Here is a 24765-nt window from a genome sequence, read left to right on the forward strand (position 1 = left end):
TTATGAAAACCAGATCTACAATATATTTTCTAGCAGCAATTTTCTTCCTTTCCTGTGGAGAATCCAAAAAAGAATCGGCTAAAAATAGTCAGGTCGAAGAAATCGTAGAACAAACCAGAACTGAATTTGCTCCAGACAAACGGGTGGCACTTTTTGATATTTCTGCGGAAGAAGATAAGAACGGAATCATTCTCAAAGGTGAAACCAATTCAGAAGAAGCTAAAAATAGACTTTTATCAGATCTTGATTCGGCAGGGGTTAATTATAAAGACAGTATTCAGGTTTTACCTTCCGAAGCATTGGGAGAAAAGCTTTACGGGATCATCGACGTTTCGGTAGCTAATTTAAGAGGAGATAGCAAGCATTCTTCTGAACTGGTGACTCAGGCCACCCTCGGAACTCCTGTAAAGATCTGGAAACGAACCGATGAATGGTATTATATTCAAACTCCAGACGATTATCTTTCGTGGGTCGACCACGGAGGAATTACGACCATGAACGAAAGTGATTTTAATAACTGGAAAACTTCAGAAAAGATCATTATCACCAAAGCTTATGGGAGTTCCTATGCTAAGCCTGATCTTGATTCTAATCCCGTTACAGATCTGGTAACCGGTGCAGTCCTGGAATTGCTGGAAGATTCAGGAGATTTTTTTAAAGTAAGATATCCCGATGTTCGCGAAGCCTATGTTTCTAAAAACGATGCGAAGAACTACGTGGAATGGTTACAGAATTTGGAACCTGATGGCGAAAGTCTAACGAGGGTTTCAGAAAAACTGATGGGATTACCTTATTTATGGGGAGGCACCTCGGCGAAAGGAGTGGATTGCAGCGGATTTACCAAAACGATCTATTTTATGAATGGCATGGTTATTCCCAGGGATGCTTCTCAACAGGTTAAGGAAGGAACGCTGGTAGATGAACAATCAGATTTCAGTAAACTGGAAGTAGGGGATCTAATGTTCTTTGGGAGACCGGCAACAGATTCTACTTCGGAAAAAGTTGTACACGTAGGAATGTGGATAGGTAATAACGAATTTATTCATTCCTCAGGAGATGTTCATATTAGCAGTGTAGATGATAAAGCTGAAAACTTTGATGAATTCAACAAAAGCCGATATCTGAGAACTAAGAGATATCTTGATCAACAATCCAGTGGACTCAAATACTTAAAAAACCAGGATTTTTATAACGGTAACGCAAAGTAATTTTAGGCGAAACAGTACTTTATGAAGTATTTAGGCTGATTTGTTGAACAATTGCTAATTAATTTAGCTTGAGGTCTATATAAAAGCTTTTTCTTGGTTAGAAACTCATTAAAGCTATATTTGCCATTGTTACCAAACAAACCGAACTAACCAAACATGAATATTAGAACATCTCTAAGCATTTTTCTTTGCTTTTTAAGTACGCTGGTATTTTCACAAAATGAACTTTCAGGAAAGTTAACCGACCTTAATAATGACCCACTTGCATACGCCAATGTCATACTTTTAAATGCCCAGGATTCAGTTTCTGTTGTGAAAGGAACGGTGAGTGAAGAGGATGGAAGCTTTTTGCTGAAGGATATCAAGGACGATAATTACGTTTTAAAAATAACCTACGTTGGTTATGAAGACCTGCTGAAAAAGATAAGGGTAAAAGGAGACACCAATCTTAAGACTTTGAAAGTTTCACCATCTTCGGGAGATCTTGATGAGGTAACGATTCAAGCTAGAAAACCAAGAATTAGCAGGGAAGTGGATCGTATCGTGTTTGATGTGGAGAATTCTACTTTATCCTCTGGAAATACCTGGGATATTCTAAAGAAATCGCCGGGTGTGATCGATAATCAGGGACAATTAATGGTTCGAAATGCGGCGGTTCAGGTATATTTGAATGATCGCAAGATCTATTTATCTGCTTCAGAATTGCAGACCTTACTGGAATCTTATTCCGCAGAAAACATAAAATCCATTGAGATCATTACAAATCCTCCAGCAAAATATGATGCTGAAGGTGGAGCGATCCTTAATATCACAACCAGTAAAAGTATTACTCCGGGTTACAAGGGTAGCGTAGAAGGAACTTATACCCAGGCAATCTATTCAAAATACAAGATTGGGACCAGTCATTATTTCCAGGGTGATAAGGTGAATGTATTCGCGAATTACAATTTTAGTCCGCGTAAGGATTATAAGAACGACGATTCCTATATCAATTTCATACAGGATGGGCAGTCCTTTTCCAGGTGGGACACAGATTTTACAAGGGAAACTACAAGCCAGGCACATAATGCCAACGCGATCATAGATTTTGAACTTTCAGAAAAGAGCAATCTTAACTTTTCTGTGAATGCCAATTTTTCACCAAACCGTGAATTTGATAATGATGTAATGACCGAGATGAGAAATGCTTCCGGAGCACTAGACTCCACTTTGGTCACAGACTCCGGCGTTTTTACAGATCAAAATAACGTTGCATTAAATCTTGATTATACCACCTCCTTTAAAAATGGTAGCGATCTTTCCTTAAAAGCCCATTATACAAGGTTTGACCAGGATCGTGAGCAAACTGTCTTTTCTCAATATTTCAATCCTCAGGGTCAGCGTCTCAATGCACTTGAATTTGAAACCGATGCCAGCCAGGAGATTGATATATACACAGCGCAGGCAGATTATTCCACGATGATTGGGGAATCTGTTTTTGAAAGCGGACTCAAATTTTCGTCCATAGAATCTGAAAGCGGGATCGAGTACATGAATGAGCCACGTTTAGAATCGTTGTATGATCAACTGGGAGATGTATTTTTATATGATGAAAATAGCTATGCGGCTTATCTTTCTGTAAGTCACGACTGGACAAACTGGAGTGGTAAATTTGGACTTCGCGGGGAATATACAGATAGAACAGGGGAGAGCATGAGTATTGAAACTATCAATGATCGCGAATACTTTGAATTATTTCCAACGGCATACCTGCAATATCGAGCTTCAGACAATCACAGTTTCACTTTGGATTATAGCCGTAGAATTCAACGACCACGGTACGAAAGTCTGAATCCATTCAGATACTTCCTGAATGAGACAAATTTCAACGCTGGAAACCCAAATCTTATCGCTTCCGTTAGTAATAATGTTACTTTAAACTATACACTTAACAACGCCTGGTTCTTTGATTTCTACTATAAGGATCTTGGCGAAGCTCCGGAAACTCTCGTTTTTCAGGATAATCAAAATCTTACCATTCGTAACGTGAACCAGAATTTGCTGGATTCGAAATCCTACGGAATTGATATTTTTCACGGGACGTCTATTACAGATTTCTGGTATGCACAATTCTTTACTTCGCTATTCCGTATGGAAAATACGTTGCTTGCCCTCGAGAGTAATAATGCTGAAGTAACGATAGAAGCTGAAGGTGTTCAGGCTTATGTGTATAATATCTTTACGTTGTCCCAGGATGGTACTTTTGAGGGAACTTTGTTTGCGCAATATCTTTCAGATTATCTATCTGGATCTTACAATCTGGAGCCAATGACCACTGTAAGTATTGGTTTAAGAAAGACGTTATGGGATAATAGAGCAGAGCTAAGTTTAAATGTGAACGATATATTTAATTCTACGAACACACGCCTTACTTCAGAATATTTAAACCAGAGCAACAGTTTCTTTTCTTTTTCTGAGAACAGGAATGTACAGATAGGTTTCAAATATAACTTCGGAAACTTCAGGCTGAGTGACAATCAGCGTACGATCGATGAAGCTGAAAGAGAACGATTAAGACCATAATTTTTACTTCCGGTTTATTTCTTAATTTTGCAGCATAAAACTGAAAGGCTGTGGCTAAAATTGGAAATATAGATGTAGGAGACTTCCCGTTGCTGTTAGCACCAATGGAAGATGTGAGCGATCCACCATTTCGCGCATTATGCAAGGAGCAGGGCGCAGATGTGGTGTATACTGAATTTATTTCTTCTGAAGGACTTATTCGCGATGCTGCGAAAAGTACCATGAAACTTGATATTTACGAAAAAGAACGACCAGTTGGGATACAGATATTCGGGGCCAACCTGGAGTCGATGTTACAGTCTGTTGAGATCGTTGAAAAATCTGGTCCGGATATTATAGATATCAACTTTGGTTGCCCGGTGAAAAAGGTGGTTTCCAAAGGCGCCGGAGCCGGTATTCTGAAAGATGTGGATTTAATGGTTTCTTTAACCGAAGCAATGGTGAAGCATACCAATTTACCAATCACCGTAAAAACCCGTTTAGGTTGGGATCACGATTCTATAAAGATCCTTGAAGTCGCTGAAAGATTGCAGGATGTAGGCTGCCAGGCTATTTCTATCCATGGTCGAACCAGAGCTCAAATGTACAAGGGCGAAGCCGACTGGAATCCAATAGCACAGGTAAAGAATAATCCTCGTATGCATATTCCGGTTTTCGGAAATGGTGATGTGGATTCTCCAGAGAAAGCCATGCTAATGCGTGATGAATTTGGACTTGATGGTGCGATGATTGGTCGTGCAAGCATTGGATACCCGTGGTTTTTCAGGGAAGTAAAGCACTATTTTGAGACTGGAAAACATATGGCACCTCCAACGCTGGAAGAGCGCGTAGATGCTGCGAGACGTCACTTGCAGATGTCTATCGACTGGAAAGGAGAACGTCTGGGTGTTTTCGAAACCCGTCGTCATTATACCAACTATTTTAAAGGAATTCCGCACTTTAAGGAGTATCGTATGAAAATGGTGACCAGTGATGATTCTGTAGACGTATTTAAGGTTTTTGATGAGGTAGAGAAGGAGTTCGCAGGTTACGAATTCGCTTAATTATTTTAAAGCTTTTCTGGTAGTTCCTGCCGCAATGTAGGAAGCAATAAAACCAAGAGTAAAGATCGTAGCTACAACGATAATTACATTTTTCGCACGCATTTGTACAGGATAAGGCAGGCTTGGGGTGATCATGACCAGGTCAAACTGCATTTGTAAAAGAATAAGGACAATGGCAAAACCAAGGCCTAAAAGTCCGCCCAGAACGGTCATCAACATCCCCTGGTAAAAAAAGATATTTCTTATTTGTCTTGTGGTAGCACCAAGACTGTGCAGGGTCTTCATATTTTCCCGTTTATCCAGGATCATTACGATTATTGAACCTACCACATTAAATAACGCGATGGTAAGTACCAGCGTGAAAATAAGGTAAACAAAGAGGTTTTCAGAATTTAGCATTTTGTTCAGCGCATCATTCAATTCTTCACGGGTTTTGATCTGTACATTATCGCCCAGTACTGCAATTATCTCTTCTGAAATTCTGTCGAGATCTGCTTCCGAAGAAATTTTAAATTCCACGCCTGTAACTTCATCAGGCTGCATACTTAGCAGATCACGGGCAAAATTGATATTGGTAAAAACATATTTTGAATCCAGTTCCTCATTCACGCTATAAACCCCGCTAACAATGGTCTGCCGGGTGGAAAAAGCATTCTGGATATTGGTCATGGTTACCTGTCCTTTTCCCGGTTTGGGAACCATGATCTTCAGTAAATTCTGATAATTGAATGTGCCAATATCAAGCAGGCGGGAGAGTCCGTTTCCAATAACCACCTGCGGCTCGCTTTTAGTAAGCCATGTGCCAAAAACAATGGCACTATCGATCTTGTTAACCTGCTGGTAATTGGCGTCCACACCTTTGATATAGGCAGGATTTGGCTTCTGTTTATAGCTAAGAATGACACGTTCCTCAATAACCTGAGTTAGCTCTTCGATCCCTTTGATTTTCAATAACCTGTCTTCCTGCTCCTCAGATAACTGAATGATTTTTCCAGTATCTGGTAAGGCTTTAAGATCGGGATCGAATTCGTTCGAAAAGGAAAGGCTGAAATCACGTAATCCTGAGAATCCGCTTAAGACGATAAATAATGAAAATGCTCCCGCAAAAACTCCAATTGCCGCGATAATAGTAATGATATTGATTGCATTGCTCTTGCTCTTAGTGAACAGGTAGCGTTTGGCAATATAGAGTGGGAACTTCAACTTAAGATTTTTTCCTCTTGTCTAATAGATCTGGATTGGATACAGGATCCTCTTTTCCTTTGATTGATTTTTCAATTCCGTCGATATATTCCAGAGAATCATCTACAAAGAAACTAAGATCGGGCATTTTTCTTAGCTGATGCCTGGTTCGCTGCGCCATTTCATGCTTAATCTTATATTTATTCTCATTGATTTCCTCAATGACTTCCTGTTGATGTTTAGAAGGGTAAATGCTAACATATGCTTTGGCGATCGAGAGATCTGTAGTTACCCGAACCTTTGAAACCGAGATCAAAATTCCTGTACGCCCGCTTTCTCTTAGTGAGTTTTGCAGAATGTCTGCCAGGTCCTTCTGCAACAATCCACCTATCTTCTTTTGTCTGTTTGTTTCTTCCATACTACAAAAGTAAAATTTTTAACTGTGATTCTTCTTCATTCGTATGAATTTGAATAGTCTAAGCTGAAATATAGATATTTGTAACTCAAAATGTGAATTCATGAAAAAGATAGAACATATAGGTATTGCGGTAAAAGATCTGGAAGCTGCTAACCGAACTTACAAAGCGATCTTAGGTGCAGAGCACTACAAAACCGAAGAGGTAGATGGGGAAGGTGTAAATACTTCTTTTTTTAAGATTGGTGATAGTAAGATCGAATTACTTACGGCTACCAGGGATGATAGCCCGATTGCAAAATTTCTGGAGAAGCGGGGAGAGGGTATACATCACATGGCCTTTCTGGTAGACGATATTGAAAAGGAGATAATCCGTTTAAAATCTGAAGGTTTCAGATTGCTAAATGAGAATCCAAAGCAAGGCGCCGATAATAAAATAGTAGCATTTATGCATCCTAAGGATGGTAACGGAGTACTGGTTGAGCTTTGTCAGGAAAAATAGAATTAATTTGTTTGGTGCGTAAGAGGCATTTATCTAAATTTGCGCTCGCGATACGAATACGTATCAGGTCCCATAGCTCAGTTGGTTAGAGCACCTGACTCATAATCAGGTGGTCCTTGGTTCGAGCCCAAGTGGGACCACTTTTAAACTCAAGCCTTGCAGAGATGCAGGGCTTTTTTTATAGAGTTCCGGGATTCGATTTTGGTAGTTTGCACTCAACTTTTAGAATATTTTACCAGGGTTTTGGTTTTTATTTTTGAAAAAAATCTGAAAGTGATGATATCTTAGCTTTCATAAACTTAGAAGAAATGGTGAATTTGAGATTAAAAACTGATAATGGCGAAATAGCTGAATATCATAGTGGCCAGAAGATCCTGGACGACCTTTATTTAAATATGGATAAAACAGAGATCGATGAAAACCTTCAAAATTTCAATATAGATTTCGAAGTAATTCCAAATCAGGTAGCCATAAATACGACGCTAAGAGATAAGGTTGCTATTGTGTCTATAATAGTAAGCGAAGATCGAAAGTATCAATATTTGGTAGGTCCCGACCTTAATCTGGAGCAATTTGAAAAACTCGATCAAAGCCAGATGCCGGAAATGATCAAAGGACAGGTTAGAGAAGCCTTTCAGCTCATTCAGTCCAAATAGTTGACTTTAGATATTCTTAAATAATAAATCCTGCACTTCATCGTGCAGGATTTATTATATCAGGTACTTTTCTATCTGCTTCTAATCAATAAGTATTTTAATAACATAGAATACTTCAGATTCCTTTATTCTTCAAGACTTTAGCGTCTAAACCTTTTATTGACCTGATTTCGTCTTCTCTTCTGAAGAAACTTCAGAAGAGAAGATTTCCTCTAAGCTGACGCTTGTCATATTTCCTTTTGCAACCTGTTCATAGTTTTGAAATCAAAATTTTACTATGACTCATTCTGCCTTAGTTCAAAAGTATAATATCCAGGGTCCCAGGTATACCAGTTATCCAACTGTGCCTTACTGGGATCAGGACAGCTTTTCAGGTGATGCCTGGAAATCCTCGCTTATTCAAAGTTTTAAAGAATCAAATTCATCTGAAGGTATAAGCCTCTACATACATCTACCTTTCTGTGAAAGTCTTTGCACATTTTGCGGTTGTAATAAGAGAATTACAAAAAACCATGGAATGGAAGTTCCCTATATCAATTCGGTTCTAAAAGAATGGGAGATGTACTGTACTTTATTTCCAGAAAAACCGGTCATCAGGGAACTGCACCTGGGAGGAGGAACTCCCACTTTCTTTTCTGCTGAAAACCTGGGCTGTCTGTTGGAAGGAATATTCAAACGCGCTAAAAGATCTCAAGCTGCCGAATTTAGTTTTGAAGGGCATCCCAATAATACCAGCAGGCAACACCTCGAGCTGTTTGCAAAGTTTGGATTTACACGGGTAAGCTATGGGGTTCAGGATTATAACCCAGAAGTTCAGAAAGCTATTCATAGAGTTCAGTCGTTTGAAAATGTCCTCCTCGCAACGCAAAACGCGAGGGAAGCTGGCTTTACTTCAGTAGGTCATGATATCATCTTTGGATTGCCATTTCAGACCAGAAACGATATCATTTATACCATGCAACGTACCCTGGAGCTTATGCCAGACAGGATCGCATTTTATAGTTATGCCCATGTTCCGTGGATTAAAGGTAGCGGTCAGAGAGGTTTTAATGAGAAGGATCTTCCCACTGCGGCTCAAAAACGCGTGCAATATGAAACTGGTAAACAAATCTTACTGGATGCTGGTTATGTAGAAATTGGGATGGATCACTTTGCTCTAAAAACCGATACTCTCAGTATGGCATTAGATAATAAAACGCTGCATAGAAATTTTATGGGCTATACGGCTTCAAAAACTCAGGCTATGATCGGGCTTGGTGTTTCTGCGATTAGTGATAGCTGGTATGGTTTCGCGCAGAATGTTAAGGGTGTGGAAGAATACCAGAATCTGGTGAATAATGGGATGTTACCCTTGTTAAGAGGACATATTCTAAACGAAGAAGATCTGGTTATTAGAAAACATGTTCTCAATTTAATGTGTAAGCTGAAAACTTCCTGGTATACGGCAGATCAGACTTTCAAGGAATTACCCGACGTGCTTATTAGTTTACAGGAGATGGCAGATGACGGACTCATAGAAAGAGATTCAAATTATATCATTGTCACCGAGAAAGGAAGGCCATTCGTTAGAAATGTATGTATGGCATTTGATCTTAGACTGAACAGGAAAAGACCTGATGCACAATTATTTTCAATGACGGTATAATTAGTAAGCGATAGTTTTTAGTCCAAGATTCAAAAGTTTTTATAACAAGTATACTAAAAAGAGGAATTGATCGATCTCTGAATCACGTCAGAAACTAAAGCAATACAAAAACCATGAGTATACATATAGAAGCGGAAAAAGGTGAAATAGCCGAAACGGTTTTACTTCCCGGGGATCCTCTACGGGCAAAGTGGATCGCTGAAACCTTTCTCGAAGATAGTTTTTGTTATAATAATATTCGGGGGATGCTAGGCTTTACCGGAACATACCGGGGAAAAAGGGTGTCAGTCCAGGGAACGGGAATGGGCATTCCATCTACGCTCATTTATTGTCACGAATTACTGGAGACCTATGAAGTTCAAAACCTTATCCGGGTTGGGAGCGCCGGTGCTTTCCAGCCAGAGCTAAAATTGATGGATATTGTGATCGCCATGTCGGCTTCTACAAATTCTTCCTTGAACAGAGCTGTGTTTGGTAATGCCGACTTTGCTCCAACCGCCAATATCGACCTTTTACTAAAGGCCATAAATTTCGCTGAGAAAAACACTATTCCATTTCATGCTGGTAACGTTCTGTCATCTGACTTCTTTTATGATGAGAAGCCTGATTATTTTAAACAGTGGGCTAAATATGGAGTGCTTTGTGCTGAAATGGAAACGGCGGCGATCTACACGCTGGCTGCCAAATTTGGAGTAAAAGCATTATCCATTTTAACCATTTCTGATTCACTGGTAACTACTGAAGAGATTTCCGCAGAAATGAGAGAGCAGAAACTCAACGAAATGGTGGAAATAGCACTGAATTCTTTCTAGTATCACATAATTTCAGAATAAAAAAGGGAGCTAACAATTTATAGCTCCCTTGTTCATTTTCAGATCTTAAAGGTGATTACTGGAATATCAGCATGATTTGCTACATCTTCTCCCACACTGCCATAAAAGAAATGACCCAGGCCTTTTCTTCCATGCGTGGAAATGGCGATGGCATCTATTTTCGCCTCTTCACAATAATTGAACACACCTCTTTCAGCGGTATAATCAGCATAAAATCGTACGTGTTTGTCGAAGTCTGCAGGATCTATCCCTGCGGTATTCATAAAATTATGCGCATTGCGTTTTATTTCGGCCGTGCTCATAAATTTTTCAGGAATATTGATATATAGCAACTTAGGCTCAACGTCAAAATAACTAAAGAACTTTCTGGCCTTTTTAAAAGAATCCTGATTGCTGTCATCAAAATCGGTTACGAACACCGCATTATTAATATCGAAGTCTGGAATTCTTTCCTTGATAACAAGTACGGGAATATTTGCTGTACGTACCACCTTTTCAGTATTGGAACCTATAAAAACTTCCTTTACTCCCGTCGCTCCGTGGGAGCCCATCACGATCAAATCGCTATCATGTTCTGCAGCGATGGTATTAATTTCAGAGAAAATTCGATAGGGCTTCATGACTTCCACTACTTCAATCCCTTTGAGATATTCCTTTTTCCGAAGTTCTTTAAAATGCTGTTCTGCGATCTTGATATAATACATCACGTTGAATACTTCCTGCTGCTGGTCTTTGGTGAGATAAGAATTGGCTATTCCCAGCATATGTATGAGAATGATCCGGGAACCATGCTTTTTTGCGATGCCTGTGGCCACCTCGAGGGCGTTTTCAGAATATTTCGAAAAGTCAACTGGTACGAATATAGTTTTCATGATACTTAGTTTTTAATTAGACAATCTGTATTACGGCGTTTCTCTTTTCAAGCTGTTTTACCAATTCTTTCACAGCCATCTTTACCGCGTGCTCAAAATATTCCCTGCTAGCACTGGCATGAATCCTGGAGCCCGGAATTGTGCATTCTATCTCGCAAACTTTAGTATTTCCCTGCCTGTCGTTTTACCAGCTTAAAATGAACATGCAAATTCTGTATGGTATCATATCTTCGACGAAGAAGATCTAATTTTCTGTTCGTAAAGTTGCTCAGTGCGGGGCTTTCAGGAATTTTAAATAGTGTATCTGGTTGATACGTAAAGCTAAAAGATACATACGTGAAAAAATATGATAGAAATCATGAATAGATTGATCTATGCTCAAACATTTTAGATAAATATTGTGAATCGTTTTTTCTAAATATTTGTAAATTAAGGAGAAAACGATGAAAGTTACAGGCATCACTTTTTTGATCATTACCAGTGTGATCTTATTGCTGCTCACCATACTGGCTTCAACAGGAACTAGTTTCGCACCGGTCTTTTATCTTATGATCGCATGTCAGGCTCTTTTTCTCATTACAGTTTATAAAGTCCTTACCGATGATTATAAAACCAGCAAAACATTCAATGATGGGTATGAGGATCATACTCCGGGTTTAGACGAATAAGGTTTCAACTTTATGGGTATCAACAAAAAGATTTTAACTTAGTGATCTTAAACGAAACCCATTTTGCAGGAAAATTTTTTCGACAATAAGAACATTCTTAATTTACTGTTCCAGGCCGCTTCGGAAGGTATTATCGTAGTAAATTCCAGTCAGATCGTTGTGGCAGCTAATCTTGCTGCTGAAGAAATGTTTGGTTACCAGCAAGGCGAACTATTGAACCAACATCTCGATCGTCTTGTACCCAAAGATTACCATCATGTACATCATAAACATGTAGATCAGTTTATCGATAATAGTGAGAAACGCCAGATGGGACACGGTCGGGATCTTTACGGAGTACGAAAGGATGGTTCACTTTTTCCTGTGGAAGCAGGTCTTAATCCATTTGAGATTGAAAGTGAAAGGTATGTGATGTCGCTAATCATAGATATTACAATTCGTAAAGAGAACCAAAGGCAAATTAGAGAGCTAAATACTGAGCTGGAAGAGAAAATTGAACTCAGGACCCGGGAACTAAGCGAAAGTGTAGAAGATCTTAAAAACCTGAATGTCGAACTGGGCGAAGAGATCAATCGCAGAAAAGAAGCCGAAGAAAAGATCAAAGATGCTCTTCAAAAAGAAAAAGAGCTTAATGAACTTAAAACAAAGTTCCTGTCCCTGGTATCACACGAATTTAAAACTCCTTTAAGTGGAATTCTTACTTCTGCAACTCTTGCTGAAAAATATACCAAAGAGGAACAGCAACCCAAACGAGAGAAACATCTCGTAACCATTAGGAATAAGGTACATTACCTCAATAATATTCTGAATGATTTTCTTTCCATTGAACGTCTGGATAGTGGAAGAGGACAATACAAATTTTCAAAATTCGGATTAAAGCGACTTATCAATGAGGTCATTTACAATGCGAATATTACCCTTAAGGATGGTCAGGAGATCTCATACCCAAAAGATATAGAGGATGTAGAGCTTTTTATGGATGAAAAGATCCTTGAATTGATCCTTTCCAATTTATTAGGGAACGCGATCAAATATTCCCCGGAAAATACTTCCATTCAATTTATGGTGGATTTTCATGATGATCTAATTGTTTTTAAAATAATGGATCAGGGGAGAGGGATTCCGAAGAAAGATCAAAAACATATTTTTGAACGATATTTTAGAGCCGAAAATGCATTGTTGGACCAGGGAACAGGAATTGGGTTGAACATTGCGAAAAGTCATCTAGAGAATCTTGGAGGAACGATTCAGTTTGAGAGTGAAGAAAATATAGGGACCACTTTTACCATAGAAGTTCCTATGGATAAGTCCTAATCCGATAAAATTTTAAGCCGACCTATGAAAAAATTGTTGCTAATAGAAGATGATGTTACCGTACGGGAAAATACGGCAGAATTGCTTGAACTTTCCAACTACGATGTGATCACCGCATCTAATGGAAAACTTGGAATCGAGACTGCAAAGCAGGAAGTTCCTGATATCATTATTTGTGATATCATGATGCCAGAGATCGACGGTTATGGAGTTTTAGAAGCTCTTAGTAAAAACCCTTCAACTCTAAATATTCCATTTATATTTCTTTCAGCAAAAACCGAACATAAGGATATTCGTAAGGGAATGGACCTGGGCGCCGATGATTATTTGACCAAACCTTTTGAAGAAGAAGAGTTGTTAAGTGCTATTGAAAGCAGGCTCGCAAAAGTGGCAATTCTAAAATCTTATATCAAAGAAGAAACTCAAGAGGATGAGGAAAAGCTGAAGAACCTGAATGATCTCAGGGAACTATTCTCGAAACAGGAACTCCAGTATTTTAAAAAGGGAGAAACTATTTATGAGAAAGATAAACACGCCAATTATTTCTATCTCGTTAAACGTGGGATCGTAAAGGCTCATCGTCTGGATAATCAGGGAAAAGAGCTGATCACCGAGTTATATAAGGAAGATGATTTTTTCGGAAACCACGCAAATGATCCTCAGTCATCCTATGAAGATTATGCCACCGCTATGGAAGAAACGCAGCTGTATACGGTTTCGAGAGAGGAATTTCAAAAGATCCTTGCTGGTAACCCCATGATCACGATGCAACTTGTGGAGGTTTTGAACAATAACCTTTCTGAGCTCAAAAACCAGTTAATGGATATGGCCTACGGCTCAGTTCGAAAGAAAACGGCCAATACTATTCTTCTATTTGCTGAAAGGATCGAAAAACATCCACTAAAAAGTATCAGGATTTCACGGGCAGACCTGGCTGGAGTTGCAGGAATGGCTCCGGAAAGTTTAATTAGAACCCTTTCAGAATTTAAAAAAGAAGGACTTATTGAGATCGAGGGTAGAAATATAAAACTACTGGATTCACAGGCCTTGAAAATGGTGAAATAATCACCAGCTCATTAAATTTGTAAGAACTGATTTTCATCATTTTTTCGCAGAAGGACTTCACCTAATTTCGCTGTATTAAGTGAAGATAGATGAATGTTCTAATACTAACCGATTTTTCAGAAACCTCGACCAATGCAGGTAAATATGCGGTAGATTTCCTTCAGGATAAACAAGTGAATTTCCATATTCTGAATATTCACAATTTCAATTTTGAAAGATCTGCCAGTAAAGGCCTTGAAAAGGAACTGGTTTCAACGCTCGATGCGCTACAAGACACCGTGGATTTTCTTGGCGAGTATTCTAAACCAAAACTGCATAAATTCGATCTTATCCTGTCTTCAGAAAATCTTATAGGTGCTATTAGAAAAGCACTCATAGATAAAAAAATCGACTTGATCTTTATTGGCGCAGTAAGCCAGAATGAGCATGCGCATCCAATACTTGGAGATCACGCTTATGAGGTAGTTAGGAAGATCAAGTGCAATATTATTGCCGTACCTGGAGGATGTATTTATGAGAAACCTGAAAAGACGGTTTTCCCAGTAGATCCCGCAGTTTTAGCAGTTCAGGAGCAGAAAAATATTCTTCAAAAAATTCAATTCTTACAATCATCTCAATTCACATTGCTTGAGATCAAAGATGGTGATGTAAAATATCCAAATCAGGATAACAGGGATATTCCGTTTGAAACACCCGTACCATTCACCAGGGATCTATTCAGAGATATTCAGAGACAGTTTCATATCATATTCGTGGTTGGGAAAAACCTGAGCATCTGTGATAGGTTACTTCATTCTAGGCATGGATTTTCCGCAGAAATGAATGTGGAGATCCCTATTTTCGTGTACCACGGTTAATACTTCTGAAGCTTTATCTTAGTCAGCTTCATGAGCACAATTACTACTGTTTTCCATTTAAGAATATAAAGAAGTGTAGCCGATAGTTCCAGCATTGACTGAATAATTCAGCTTGAAAATAAGAAGTATGACTATCTAATTTTTGATTGCCGGCCCTGGTAGATCCTTAGAAAGAGGTGGGTGGACATTTTGCGGGCATTGTTCTTAAGACGGGATGCCATTTCTCCATTAAAAAGCTCATCTATGGTTTGGAACCAAAGGTTGAGCCAGATACCAAAGTGATATTCGGTAATGGTATTTTGATGTGCCTTGTCAACTTTCACGTGGGCAATGGCAGGATTTCCTTGAAAACTACCGGTAAAAAAGAGGTTACTTTCCCAGAAATCGGTGATCTTTTCCAGGTGCGAATTCCAATCCTGAATGGTCGTGTTGAAAAAGTAACCTATTTCCTCGTTCTCTCGAACTTTACTGTAAAATTCCAGTACCAGCTTATGAATATCCTCGCGATCCTTTACATCTTTCTTCATTTACTGAAAGATATTGATAAGAATAAAGGTAGTACTCATTAATATGCTAATAATTAAAGAATTGAAAACAAACTTTGCTTTTAACTGTGCCAGGACTGAAGCATTGTACCACATGCAGGCCACTACGATCATTCCAAGCTGGATCATATCTGCCAGTCCGTGACCATTCATTAATATAAGCATGGCTGCAATAGATCCAAGACAACTTGAAACTATGATTCCTGTAGATGCTCCTGCGTAAAAATCTCTTGTAAATTCTGAAAGTTGTTTTTGATAAAAAGTCATGATTTCTAGTTTTAATGATGCTGTAAAATTAAGATGAGCCATACTTTTAAAATATGACCACAATCATGAAACAGCACTTAAATCATTGAAAGATTATTTCTGAAGTATTTGATCTTCAGTATTAGACAATTACAAAAAAAGAAGCGGAACGCTTTCAGTATAAATTCGTTCCGCTTGCGGTAGTATAGAAATCAGTTTAATTTTAAGCGTTCAACCGCTCAAAAGCCTGTCTTGCTAATTCATCCTGGTGATCTGGATGTGCTATCGAGATCAATGCCTCGGCGCGTTGTTTTAAATTCTTCCCGAAAAGATCAACCACTCCATATTCAGTAGCAATATAATGTACATGGGCACGGGTGGTGGTCACTCCGGCACCTTCTTTTAAATAAGGAACTATCTTGGAAACTCCATTTTTGGTGATAGAAGGCATCGCAATAATCGCTTTTCCTCCATTAGAAAGTGAAGCACCTCTTATAAAGTCCATTTGTCCACCCACTCCAGAATACTGTATCTTCCCAATGGTATCTGCACAAACCTGCCCGGTAAGGTCAATTTCTATGGCCGAGTTGATCGCGGTCACCTTTGGATTTCTCCTTATGATGGCCGTATCATTGGTGTAAGCAGCTTCCTTGAAATGCACCAATGGATTATCATCTACAAAATCATATAACTTAGCAGAACCAACCGCGAAACAAGTGACCAGTTTTCCGGTTTTGACCTCTTTTTCCTCTCCGGTGATAATTCCCTTTTCGATGAGTGGTAAAATTCCGTCAGAAAACATTTCCGTATGAATTCCCAGTCTTTTATGATTGGTAAGATTATTCAGCACCACATTCGGGATTCCTCCAATTCCCATTTGTAGCGTTGCGCCATCTTCTACAAGACCTGCCACGTGCCTGCCTATCTGTTTTTCAATTTCTGTAGGTTCAGCAAGATGCGCCGCATGAATAGGCTGGTTTACCTCGATGGCAGCATCAATCTGACTTAAATGTATAATTCCATCTCCATGTGTTCTTGGGACATGAGGATTCACCTGGGCGATCACTTTCTTTGCATTTTGAATGGCAGGTAGCGTAATATCTACGGAAACTCCCAAAGAACAATATCCATGCTTGTCTGGCGGTGAAACCTGGATAAAAGCAAAATCAATAGGTAGAATATTTCTTCGGAAGAGTACATGGATCTCACTTAGAAAAATAGGAATATAAGCTCCATGATCTGAATTCACCGCCTTTCTAACGTTTCCACCCACAAAACAACTATTGGTCTTAAACGAATCCTGGTAGGGAGCTTCAGTATAAAGAGCTTTCCCTTCCGTATGGATCTGTATGACTTCTACGTTCTTAAGGTCCTGGTAACGCTCACAAAGTGCGTCTATTAAGATGTTTGGGGTCATCGCAGCTCCCTGCAGAAACACTCTCTGGTTAGATCTTACTTCCTTTACAGCGTCCTGGGCTGATACAATTTTTAGATCATTCATTTTTTATGTTTTGGTAAATTTTGACAGCATTATAATTTAACGAAAATCTTAGAGCTATTCTAGCGCGCTAACTTCAAATCGAAAGCTACCTCTATATGCTCATCGACTATGATAAGACCCAGCGCTTTTTTAGGAGGCTCAAGGCCAAAGTCTCTAATATTCATTCTGAATTTTCCTTTAAAACGTTGTTCATGTATGCTAACTGGCAACCTATAATAATTGGTTTGACCAGCCAGTTCTACTCGAATTTCTGCTACCGGTTCTTCTGAAGCTAAATACCTAACCTGCACTACATCGATCACGATCTGTGGATGCGAATCGCTCTTTAAAAGATCCTGAAAATCTGAATTCATCTTTTTATTACCGCAATCAAATCCTTTGGTAAGCAAATTTAGCTGCAGGTTATGAAACTTTATAAGATCCTGCTCATGCAGAAATTTCACCTGTTTACTATCTGATATCAGGTCTATATCGAACTCGCAATGAAACTTATTCACGTTCGTACTTCCCGAGATGATCAGTTCACTGTCTGGAAGCAGCCGTATTGTTTCTTTTTCGAAATCGTTCTGAGCCTGGATAGACCATCCAAAAAGCGCAAATACAATGCATATTAAAAGTCGTTTCATGATCAGAAAATTTTGAGGTTATTATAAAAGAGGGTAGCATATTTAGTCCCTGGTGGTCTAATTATGCTACCCTTAAAAGCATTAATTCTGGATTAGAAACTTATTGCCGCCTCCACCATCAAGCCATCAAACTTTCCTCCGTGGTGAATGTCGGTAACAGGATACCCATCGTAGTCCTGGGTTACATATTCCAGTTTCATTAGAATATTCTTGGTCATGAACCATCCTGCTGCAAGTTGAAATCTATTCACATCGATATCCTCACCGCTGCTAAGTTCCCCGTCTACCATACCGTAACGTCCACCTACATGAAAATCGTTGTTGTTTCCAAATCTGTAAAGAAGCTCTCCACTATACTGGTTGTAGGTTCTGTTATCAGACTGGCCACCATCTCTACCTGAAGTTGTTTCAAAGATTCCGAAGAATTCAAGTCCGCCAACTTTCACGAACGGGTTGATCATGATAGAGGTCATTTTGTTCTTGAAATCCGGTACTACCATACCACCTCTAAAACCATCACCTCCGCCTTCTACATCACTCAATACTTCGTAATATCTGGATCCGGCACGGTCACCTCTGTAAAGATAAACTCCTCTGGCATCATTATGAGCACTGTGGTATACAGATCCTGTAAGTCTGAATCTTCCATTTTCAGAAAACTGGTTATCAAATCCTAATTTAGCAAGGAATGAAGGGCTGGTTTGGCCTTTATCAGATACATTTTGATTAAGCTTACCATTGGTAATACCAACCATTCCTAACCATGGACCATCAAAGTAATATAGTTCTGCTCCAACTTCAGTAGTAAACGCATCCATGATGTAGTTACCAATAAAAGGGTTGTAAGTAGACATGGCATTATCTGTTCTTCTAAAGTGAGCATCACCGTAGTTATTTTCCATGTGACCAATCTTGATTCTTAAGTGATCCATTAGATCTTCAGCAAAACCTTCGCTAATGAAATTAAGTTTATCCACCTGGATGTATCCACCTTTTACATAGGCTTCGTTGTGGTGTTGAGAAGAAAGGTAAGTTCTCAAGTGCATTCTTACTCCATCGTATAGCGCTACATCAAGATCCAGGTTGGCTGTTGCCAGGTTGAAATTGTTTCCAAGATCTACCAGTTCTAATGGTCCGTCATTTTCCTGGCTTAAAGTCTGGAACTGGATAGTGGAAGCACCACCAACTCTTACATGTACACCATCGAATGTGGTTACGGTATCCTTTGGAGCTTCAAATTGATTGATACCTCTCTGGTCACGGTAACGGAAATTATCAAGATCACGTTGCGTCTGAGCCATTGCTGGCATGGCCATAAGGGCCATTAATACGATACTTAAGTATGTGGTGAAAGTTCTCATAATTATTGATTTTAAGGTTGAATTATTTTCTATTGAACTGGGATTCGAATTTAACAACGACATCTTCTCCTGTGGTGATGGTTCCAAACATTGCTGTTGGGGCTTCCACACCAAAACTGGTCATGTTAAGCTTATGCTCCCCTGTAAGCGTGATCGCGTTGGAGGAAAATTTTAGTTTGAAATCGAGCTGTATATCCCGTTTTGTTCCTGCGATCTCCAAACTTCCTGTGGTCTTTACATTATAGATACCTGTGGAAACTTTCTCGATACTCTGTACATCCTTAAGTTTGAAGGAGATCTGCTTATATTTATTCGTATTTAAAGCTTTATAGGTATTCTTGTCCATCCCGCTTTTTCCACTCATCAGGCTTTTGGCCATTACCGTAAATTCCAGTTGTTTGATATCTTCCAGGCTGGAATCCTCAAAATCCAGGCTTAGGTTTCCACCGGTGTTTTCGGCTTTTATGGTCCAGTCGTGAATGTTAGAGGTTCCATCTATGTTAAGAGTGGAAGCTTCATTATTCAGTTGGTAGGATTGAGCATTTACTCCAGTACTTATAAGGAGTATTGCTGCGAACTTCATTAAAATGCTGTAAGGTTTCATATTATTTACATTTTTAAATCTGTACAAAGATGCTGTAGGGATAGGACGTAAATTATGATGAATGTCAGCTTTGGAAGTATTTTAAAACCTCGTGAGCTAGCGAAAACCTTTTAGTTGTAAAGAATGTATTCAATGACGCCCGTCATATTTTAAGGAGATCAAATTGGGCAGTTTTGTAGCCTTAATTTTATTTGCGAGATATGGAATCATGTTTTCATTGCGGCGAGGATTGCCTGGAGGAATTGATCACCTATAATGATAAATCATTTTGCTGTGCCGGTTGTAAGACTGTTTTCGAGATCTTAAATAGTAATGATCTCTCCTATTATTATGACCTGCAGGAAGCGCCCGGAATTTCTCCAAAACTACAAGAGAATAAATATGAATACCTCGAAAATGCAGAGATCGTAGACAGGCTTCTGGAATTCGATCATGAGAGAACACAAATAGTATTCTTCAGCATTCCATCCATACATTGTAGTTCATGTATCTGGATCCTTGAAAACCTTCACAAACTTCATAGCGGAGTGAAAAGTTCGCAGGTAGACTTTCCGAAGAAAACGATCAGAATAAGCTTTACTGCTGAAAAGATCAGCCTGAAAAACCTGGTAGTTCTACTTAGCAGGATTGGATACGAACCAAATATTTCTCTGGACAATTTCGAGAAAAAAGAATCTGAGCATGATCGAAGCCTGGTCTATAAACTCGGCGTGGCTGGTTTTGCTTTTGGAAATATCATGTTTCTTTCGTTTCCTGAATATTTTGAGATCAATGAATTCTGGCTGGATCAGTTCAAATATTTGTTTCGCTGGTTGATGTTCGCTTTTTCACTACCGGTGGTATTTTATTCGGGTAAGGATTATTTCATTTCTGCCTATAAAGGACTTAGATCTGGAATGCTGAATATCGATGTTCCCATTGCCCTGGGAATTTTTGTGCTATTCGTGAGAAGTACTGTAGAAATCATACTTGACCTGGGAACAGGATTTTTCGATAGCCTTAGCGGACTCGTATTTTTCCTTCTCCTCGGAAAGTTCTTTCAACAAAAAACCTATTCGTTTCTTTCTTTTGAAAGAGATTACAAATCATATTTTCCTATTGCTGTTACTCGAATTTCTTCTGAAGATGAACAAATTGAAGAACAGGTTCAGGTCTATAAGATCAGGAAAGGCGATACCGTACTCATAAGAAATGAAGAGCTTATCCCGATGGATGCTGAAATCCTTGAAGGACAGGCGAACATTGACTATAGTTTTGTCACCGGAGAAGCAGACCTTGTGAATAAAGCTGAAGGAGATAAGGTCTACGCCGGAGGAAGGCAAAAAGGGAGCATTATAAAACTAAAGGTTCTTAAGCCGGTAGAGCAGAGCTATCTTACTGAATTATGGAGTAATGAGATATTTCAGAAGGACAGATCTTTCGGTTTCCAGTCGCTTACCAACAGAATCAGTAAGAATTTTACGATTGCCGTGCTAAGTATTGCAGTCCTGGCTACCACTTTCTGGTTGTTTGCAGATGTAACAAAAGCATGGAACGTATTCACCGCGGTATTGATCATTGCCTGTCCCTGTGCGATCGCCCTCGCCGCACCTTTTACCCTTGGTAACCTGCTTAGAATCTTCGGAAAGAAAGGAATCTATTTAAAAGACGCTTCGGTAATAGAAAGAATGGCGGCGATTGATACGGTGGTTTTTGATAAAACAGGAACGATTACCACGACGGGACAAACCACGGCTGAATATGAAGGACTTGAACTAAGTGATAAGGAACTTCAAATGCTGGGCGGTAGTCTTAAAGCATCTTCACATCCATTGAGCAGATCATTGTATTCAATCCTTCAGCATCACGGGATACGAACGCCCGATAGCTATAAAGAATATGTGGGCGCAGGAATTGAATGTGATTTTGAGGGGAATCGTATAAAAATCGGCTCAGCAAGATTTACCGGGGAAATTGATTCCGAAGAAATTAGTAATGGGAAAACTGCCGTACATATAAGTTCGAATGAGCAATATAAAGGTTGCTTCAGTTTTAGAAATACTTATAGAAAGGGAATGTCTGGCCTGTTCCAGCAACTTTCCAGGGACAAATACATCGTTGTGCTTTCGGGAGATAATGAAGGGGAGCACGATCGTTTGCAAAGTTTACTTCCTGTTGAATCAGGTATCCATTTTAACCAGAAGCCCGGTGATAAGCTTGAGTTCATCAGGCAACTACAGCATGGTGGCCGCAAGGTAATGATGGTTGGAGATGGCTTGAATGATGCCGGAGCCCTTGCGCAAAGTGAAATTGGAATTGCAGTTTCTGAAGATATCAATGTATTTTCTCCAGCCTGTGATGGCGTGATGGATGCTTCTATATTATCGAATTTAGCCGATTATTTTCAGCTGGCTAAAAAGGGAGTAAGTATCATCCAGGCGAGCTTTATACTATCTCTTGTATATAATATTACCGGACTTGCCTTTGCGGTCACCGGGAATCTTATGCCCGTGGTCGCTGCGATCCTCATGCCGCTAAGCTCGATAAGCATCGTGATCTTTACAACGCTGGCTACTCAAATTCTCTCAAAAAAGCTTAAAAAATAAAATAAGATCTCAAAGCTGACAATCGTCATTTTTTAGAGCCTTCCTCCAGAATACTTTTACACCCAGATTAACAGAATAATGAGCATTATCTACATGTTACTGGCTATTAGTGTTGTGGTGGCCATCATCTTTTTCGTAGCCTTTATAGTTTCAGTCAGGAAAGGCCAGTATGATGATGTGTATACACCCTCTGTGCGAATGCTGTTCGATGATGAACTTGTTAAATCTCCAGTGAAAGAAAATCAACCCGTCAATAAAGAGAAATTTAAATAATTATGGATCTACAGCAATTCTATTACGATAATAAGATCGTAAAGAAATTCATCATTGCCACCATGTTCTGGGGCATTATTGGTATGAGCGTTGGCTTACTGCTCGCTTTTATGTTCATTTTTCCAAATATAACCGAAGGCATACCCTGGCTTAGCTTTGGTAGATTAAGGCCGCTGCATACCAACGCGGTAATCTTTGCATTTGTAGGGAATGCGATTTTTGCCGGGGTATACTATTCTACCCAGCGTCTTTTAAAGGCAAGAATGTGGAGCGACGCTCTTAGTAATATTAACTTCTGGGGATGGCAGCTTATAATTATTGGAGCAGCGATCACTCTGCCTTTGGGGTATACTTCCTCTAAAGAGTATGCGGAGCTGGAATGGCCTTTTGATATAGCGATCGCTGTGATCTGGGTAGCGTTTGGTGCCAACCTGATTGGTACGATGATCAAAAGGAGACAGCGGCACCTGTATGTGGCGATCTGGTTTTATCTTGCTACGTTCGTAACCGTTGCTGTACTTCATATCTTTAACAATATTGAAATTCCTGTAAGCGCTTTTAAAAGTTATTCTTTCTACTCTGGCGTTCAGGATGCATTGGTACAATGGTGGTATGGTCATAATGCCGTAGCATTCTTCCTAACCACGCCTTTCCTTGGATTGATGTATTACTTCGTTCCAAAGGCTGCTAACCGTCCTGTATATTCTTACCGACTTTCGATCATTCACTTCTGGTCACTGATATTTATCTATATCTGGGCTGGACCTCACCATTTACTATATACTTCGTTACCAGACTGGGCGCAGAATCTTGGAGTTGCCTTTTCTGTAATGCTTTTATTCCCATCCTGGGGTGGTATGATCAATGGTTTGCTAACACTTCGTGGAGCCTGGGATAAGGTTAGAGTAGACCCTGTATTAAAATTTATGGTAGTGGCAATTACCGGGTATGGAATGGCAACTTTTGAAGGTCCAATGCTTTCCCTTAAAAATGTGAATGCCATCGCCCACTTTAGTGACTGGATCATTGCGCACGTACATGTTGGAGCACTGGCATGGAATGGTTTTATGACCTTTGGGATGATCTACTGGCTGGTACCAAGATTGTTCAAAACCAAACTATACTCACTTAAACTGGCGAACACGCATTTCTGGATAGGAACGCTGGGAATTATCATTTACACGTTGCCAATGTATGTTGCGGGATTCGTACAGGCTTCTATGTGGAAACAGTTCAATCCAGATGGAACCCTTACCTACGGAAATTTTCTGGAAACAGTAACGCAAATTATTCCAATGTACTGGATGAGAGCTATTGGTGGAAGTTTATACATCGTAGGGGCTTTCGTAATGCTATACAATATTGTAAAAACGATACGCCAGGGTAGTGCCGTGGAAGACGAACTTGCTGAAGCTGCTGCATTGCAACCGGTGACCAGTAAAAGAACTGCCGGTGAAGCTTACCACAGCTGGTTGGAAAGAAGACCTGTAAAACTTACCATTTTTGCTACCATCGCTATCCTTATTGGAGGTATTGTGCAAATAGTTCCTTCATTAATGGTGGATGAATATGTACCGGTAATTTCCAGTGTAAAACCATACACACCTCTGGAATTGGAAGGCCGGGATCTTTATATACGGGAAGGTTGTGTTTCCTGTCACTCGCAGATGGTACGACCTTTTAGAAGTGAGGTAGAACGTTATGGAGAATATTCCAAAGCTGGTGAATACAGGTATGACTTCCCATTTCTTTGGGGAAGTAAAAGAACCGGACCAGATCTTCATAGGGTGGGAATGAAATATTCAGATAACTGGCACCTTAATCATATGTATGATCCTCAAAGTACTTCTTCAGGTTCTATCATGCCTTCTTATACCTGGCTAATTCAGGATGAACTTGACAAATCTGACACTGAAGATAAAATGCGGGCGATGCAAACTCTTGGAGTGCCTTATACAGATGCGGAGATCGAAAGAGCCCAGCAATGGATGACAGAACAGGGAACTCAAATTGAAAAAAATCTTTATCAGGATCCAGATTTTGTCAACAGTTATGAGGCAGATAAAAAGTTTGCCGCAGAGAACGGCGAGGAGTTCACAGAAATGAGAGATCGTGAGATCGTAGCTCTTATTGCATACCTGCAGCGACTGGGAACAGATATCAAAGCCGAAGATTTAAAACAAGTATCAACTAACTAAAACC

Annotated in this window: 24 protein-coding genes and 1 tRNA gene; 15 read left to right on the forward strand and 10 right to left on the reverse strand. The window is 39.5% G+C overall.

The window, feature by feature from the left end; genetic code table 11:
• Positions 1-2 precede the first annotated feature (2 nt).
• The 3 genes from ACSHZO_RS07735 to dusB all read left to right on the forward strand — a co-directional run bounded on the left by ACSHZO_RS07735 (position 3) and on the right by dusB (position 4813).
• Positions 3-1208, forward strand: coding sequence for an NlpC/P60 family protein (locus tag ACSHZO_RS07735; protein WP_298246917.1), 1206 nt, complete (start codon positions 3-5; stop codon positions 1206-1208).
• A 156-nt stretch (positions 1209-1364) separates the two neighbouring features.
• The gene (locus tag ACSHZO_RS07740; RefSeq protein ID WP_298246918.1) at positions 1365-3770 is read left to right on the forward strand and encodes an outer membrane beta-barrel protein; all 2406 of its coding nucleotides are present in this window, start codon (positions 1365-1367) and stop codon (positions 3768-3770) included.
• 50 nt (positions 3771-3820) lie between these two features.
• On the forward strand, positions 3821-4813 hold the full coding sequence (gene dusB, locus ACSHZO_RS07745) for a tRNA dihydrouridine synthase DusB (RefSeq protein WP_298246919.1): 993 nt from the start codon (positions 3821-3823) through the stop codon (positions 4811-4813).
• Here dusB and ACSHZO_RS07750 read toward each other — a convergent pair whose 3' ends face one another.
• Complete coding sequence (locus ACSHZO_RS07750) at positions 4814-6016, reverse strand: ABC transporter permease (protein WP_298246920.1); 1203 nt, start codon at positions 6014-6016, stop codon at positions 4814-4816.
• Between the two features lies 1 nt (position 6017).
• Positions 6018-6413 carry a 30S ribosome-binding factor RbfA gene (rbfA, locus tag ACSHZO_RS07755; protein ID WP_298246921.1) on the reverse strand — a complete coding sequence of 132 codons (396 nt, stop codon included), beginning with the start codon at positions 6411-6413 and terminating at the stop codon, positions 6018-6020.
• Positions 6414-6513: 100 nt separating this feature from the next.
• Between rbfA and mce the strand changes: the two genes are divergently transcribed.
• The 5 genes from mce (at position 6514) to deoD (ending at position 10025) form a co-directional block, all read left to right on the forward strand.
• A complete protein-coding gene (gene mce / locus ACSHZO_RS07760) occupies positions 6514-6912 on the forward strand; it encodes a methylmalonyl-CoA epimerase (protein ID WP_298246922.1) in 399 nt (132 codons plus the stop codon).
• A gap of 66 nt (positions 6913-6978) precedes the next feature.
• Positions 6979-7052, forward strand: a tRNA-Ile gene (locus ACSHZO_RS07765).
• 168 nt (positions 7053-7220) lie between these two features.
• On the forward strand, positions 7221-7568 hold the full coding sequence (locus tag ACSHZO_RS07770; RefSeq protein ID WP_298246923.1) for a hypothetical protein: 348 nt from the start codon (positions 7221-7223) through the stop codon (positions 7566-7568).
• A gap of 277 nt (positions 7569-7845) precedes the next feature.
• Complete coding sequence (hemN, locus tag ACSHZO_RS07775) at positions 7846-9213, forward strand: oxygen-independent coproporphyrinogen III oxidase (RefSeq protein WP_298246924.1); 1368 nt, start codon at positions 7846-7848, stop codon at positions 9211-9213.
• A 113-nt stretch (positions 9214-9326) separates the two neighbouring features.
• Positions 9327-10025, forward strand: a complete 699-nt coding sequence (deoD, locus tag ACSHZO_RS07780) for a purine-nucleoside phosphorylase (protein WP_295179763.1) — start codon at positions 9327-9329, stop codon at positions 10023-10025.
• Positions 10026-10084: 59 nt separating this feature from the next.
• Here deoD and ACSHZO_RS07785 read toward each other — a convergent pair whose 3' ends face one another.
• Both ACSHZO_RS07785 and ACSHZO_RS07790 read right to left on the reverse strand, forming a co-directional pair.
• Positions 10085-10918 (reverse strand): universal stress protein, encoded by an 834-nt coding sequence (locus tag ACSHZO_RS07785; RefSeq protein WP_298246925.1) that lies wholly within the window; start codon positions 10916-10918, stop codon positions 10085-10087.
• A 16-nt stretch (positions 10919-10934) separates the two neighbouring features.
• Positions 10935-11069, reverse strand: a complete 135-nt coding sequence (locus tag ACSHZO_RS07790) for a hypothetical protein (RefSeq protein ID WP_366878013.1) — start codon at positions 11067-11069, stop codon at positions 10935-10937.
• Positions 11070-11361: 292 nt separating this feature from the next.
• Between ACSHZO_RS07790 and ACSHZO_RS07795 the strand changes: the two genes are divergently transcribed.
• From ACSHZO_RS07795 to ACSHZO_RS07810, 4 genes are all read left to right on the forward strand, one after another.
• Positions 11362-11586: a hypothetical protein gene (locus ACSHZO_RS07795; protein WP_298246926.1), complete on the forward strand. Its 225-nt coding sequence runs from the start codon at positions 11362-11364 to the stop codon at positions 11584-11586.
• A gap of 63 nt (positions 11587-11649) precedes the next feature.
• Positions 11650-12900, forward strand: a complete 1251-nt coding sequence (locus ACSHZO_RS07800) for a PAS domain-containing sensor histidine kinase (RefSeq protein WP_298246927.1) — start codon at positions 11650-11652, stop codon at positions 12898-12900.
• A 24-nt stretch (positions 12901-12924) separates the two neighbouring features.
• A complete protein-coding gene (locus ACSHZO_RS07805) occupies positions 12925-13965 on the forward strand; it encodes a response regulator (protein ID WP_298246928.1) in 1041 nt (346 codons plus the stop codon).
• An 89-nt stretch (positions 13966-14054) separates the two neighbouring features.
• Entirely contained in the window at positions 14055-14822 is a 768-nt protein-coding gene (locus tag ACSHZO_RS07810; RefSeq protein WP_298246929.1) for a universal stress protein, read from the forward strand.
• Between the two features lie 131 nt (positions 14823-14953).
• On the opposite strand, the gene ACSHZO_RS07815 is transcribed toward ACSHZO_RS07810, so the two are convergent.
• From ACSHZO_RS07815 to ACSHZO_RS07840, 6 genes are all read right to left on the reverse strand, one after another.
• On the reverse strand, positions 14954-15349 hold the full coding sequence (locus tag ACSHZO_RS07815) for a group III truncated hemoglobin (RefSeq protein WP_298246930.1): 396 nt from the start codon (positions 15347-15349) through the stop codon (positions 14954-14956).
• On the reverse strand, positions 15350-15634 hold the full coding sequence (locus ACSHZO_RS07820) for a hypothetical protein (RefSeq protein WP_026913718.1): 285 nt from the start codon (positions 15632-15634) through the stop codon (positions 15350-15352).
• 202 nt (positions 15635-15836) lie between these two features.
• A complete protein-coding gene (locus ACSHZO_RS07825; protein WP_298246931.1) occupies positions 15837-17114 on the reverse strand; it encodes an acetyl-CoA hydrolase/transferase family protein in 1278 nt (425 codons plus the stop codon).
• Between the two features lie 59 nt (positions 17115-17173).
• Entirely contained in the window at positions 17174-17740 is a 567-nt protein-coding gene (locus ACSHZO_RS07830; RefSeq protein WP_298246932.1) for a YceI family protein, read from the reverse strand.
• Positions 17741-17832: 92 nt separating this feature from the next.
• Positions 17833-19101, reverse strand: a complete 1269-nt coding sequence (locus tag ACSHZO_RS07835; RefSeq protein WP_298246933.1) for a hypothetical protein — start codon at positions 19099-19101, stop codon at positions 17833-17835.
• Positions 19102-19123: 22 nt separating this feature from the next.
• Entirely contained in the window at positions 19124-19705 is a 582-nt protein-coding gene (locus ACSHZO_RS07840) for a YceI family protein (RefSeq protein ID WP_295179744.1), read from the reverse strand.
• 200 nt (positions 19706-19905) lie between these two features.
• On the opposite strand from ACSHZO_RS07840, the gene ACSHZO_RS07845 reads away from it, so the two are divergent.
• From ACSHZO_RS07845 to ccoN, 3 genes are all read left to right on the forward strand, one after another.
• Entirely contained in the window at positions 19906-22290 is a 2385-nt protein-coding gene (locus tag ACSHZO_RS07845; protein WP_298246934.1) for a heavy metal translocating P-type ATPase, read from the forward strand.
• 78 nt (positions 22291-22368) lie between these two features.
• Complete coding sequence (ccoS, locus tag ACSHZO_RS07850; RefSeq protein WP_298246935.1) at positions 22369-22563, forward strand: cbb3-type cytochrome oxidase assembly protein CcoS; 195 nt, start codon at positions 22369-22371, stop codon at positions 22561-22563.
• Between the two features lie 2 nt (positions 22564-22565).
• On the forward strand, positions 22566-24761 hold the full coding sequence (ccoN, locus tag ACSHZO_RS07855) for a cytochrome-c oxidase, cbb3-type subunit I (RefSeq protein WP_298246936.1): 2196 nt from the start codon (positions 22566-22568) through the stop codon (positions 24759-24761).
• The last annotated feature ends 4 nt before the right edge of the window (positions 24762-24765 follow it).

Source organism: Christiangramia sp. 3-2217-3z (assembly GCF_051195275.1).
Lineage (GTDB): Bacteria > Bacteroidota > Bacteroidia > Flavobacteriales > Flavobacteriaceae > Christiangramia > Christiangramia marina.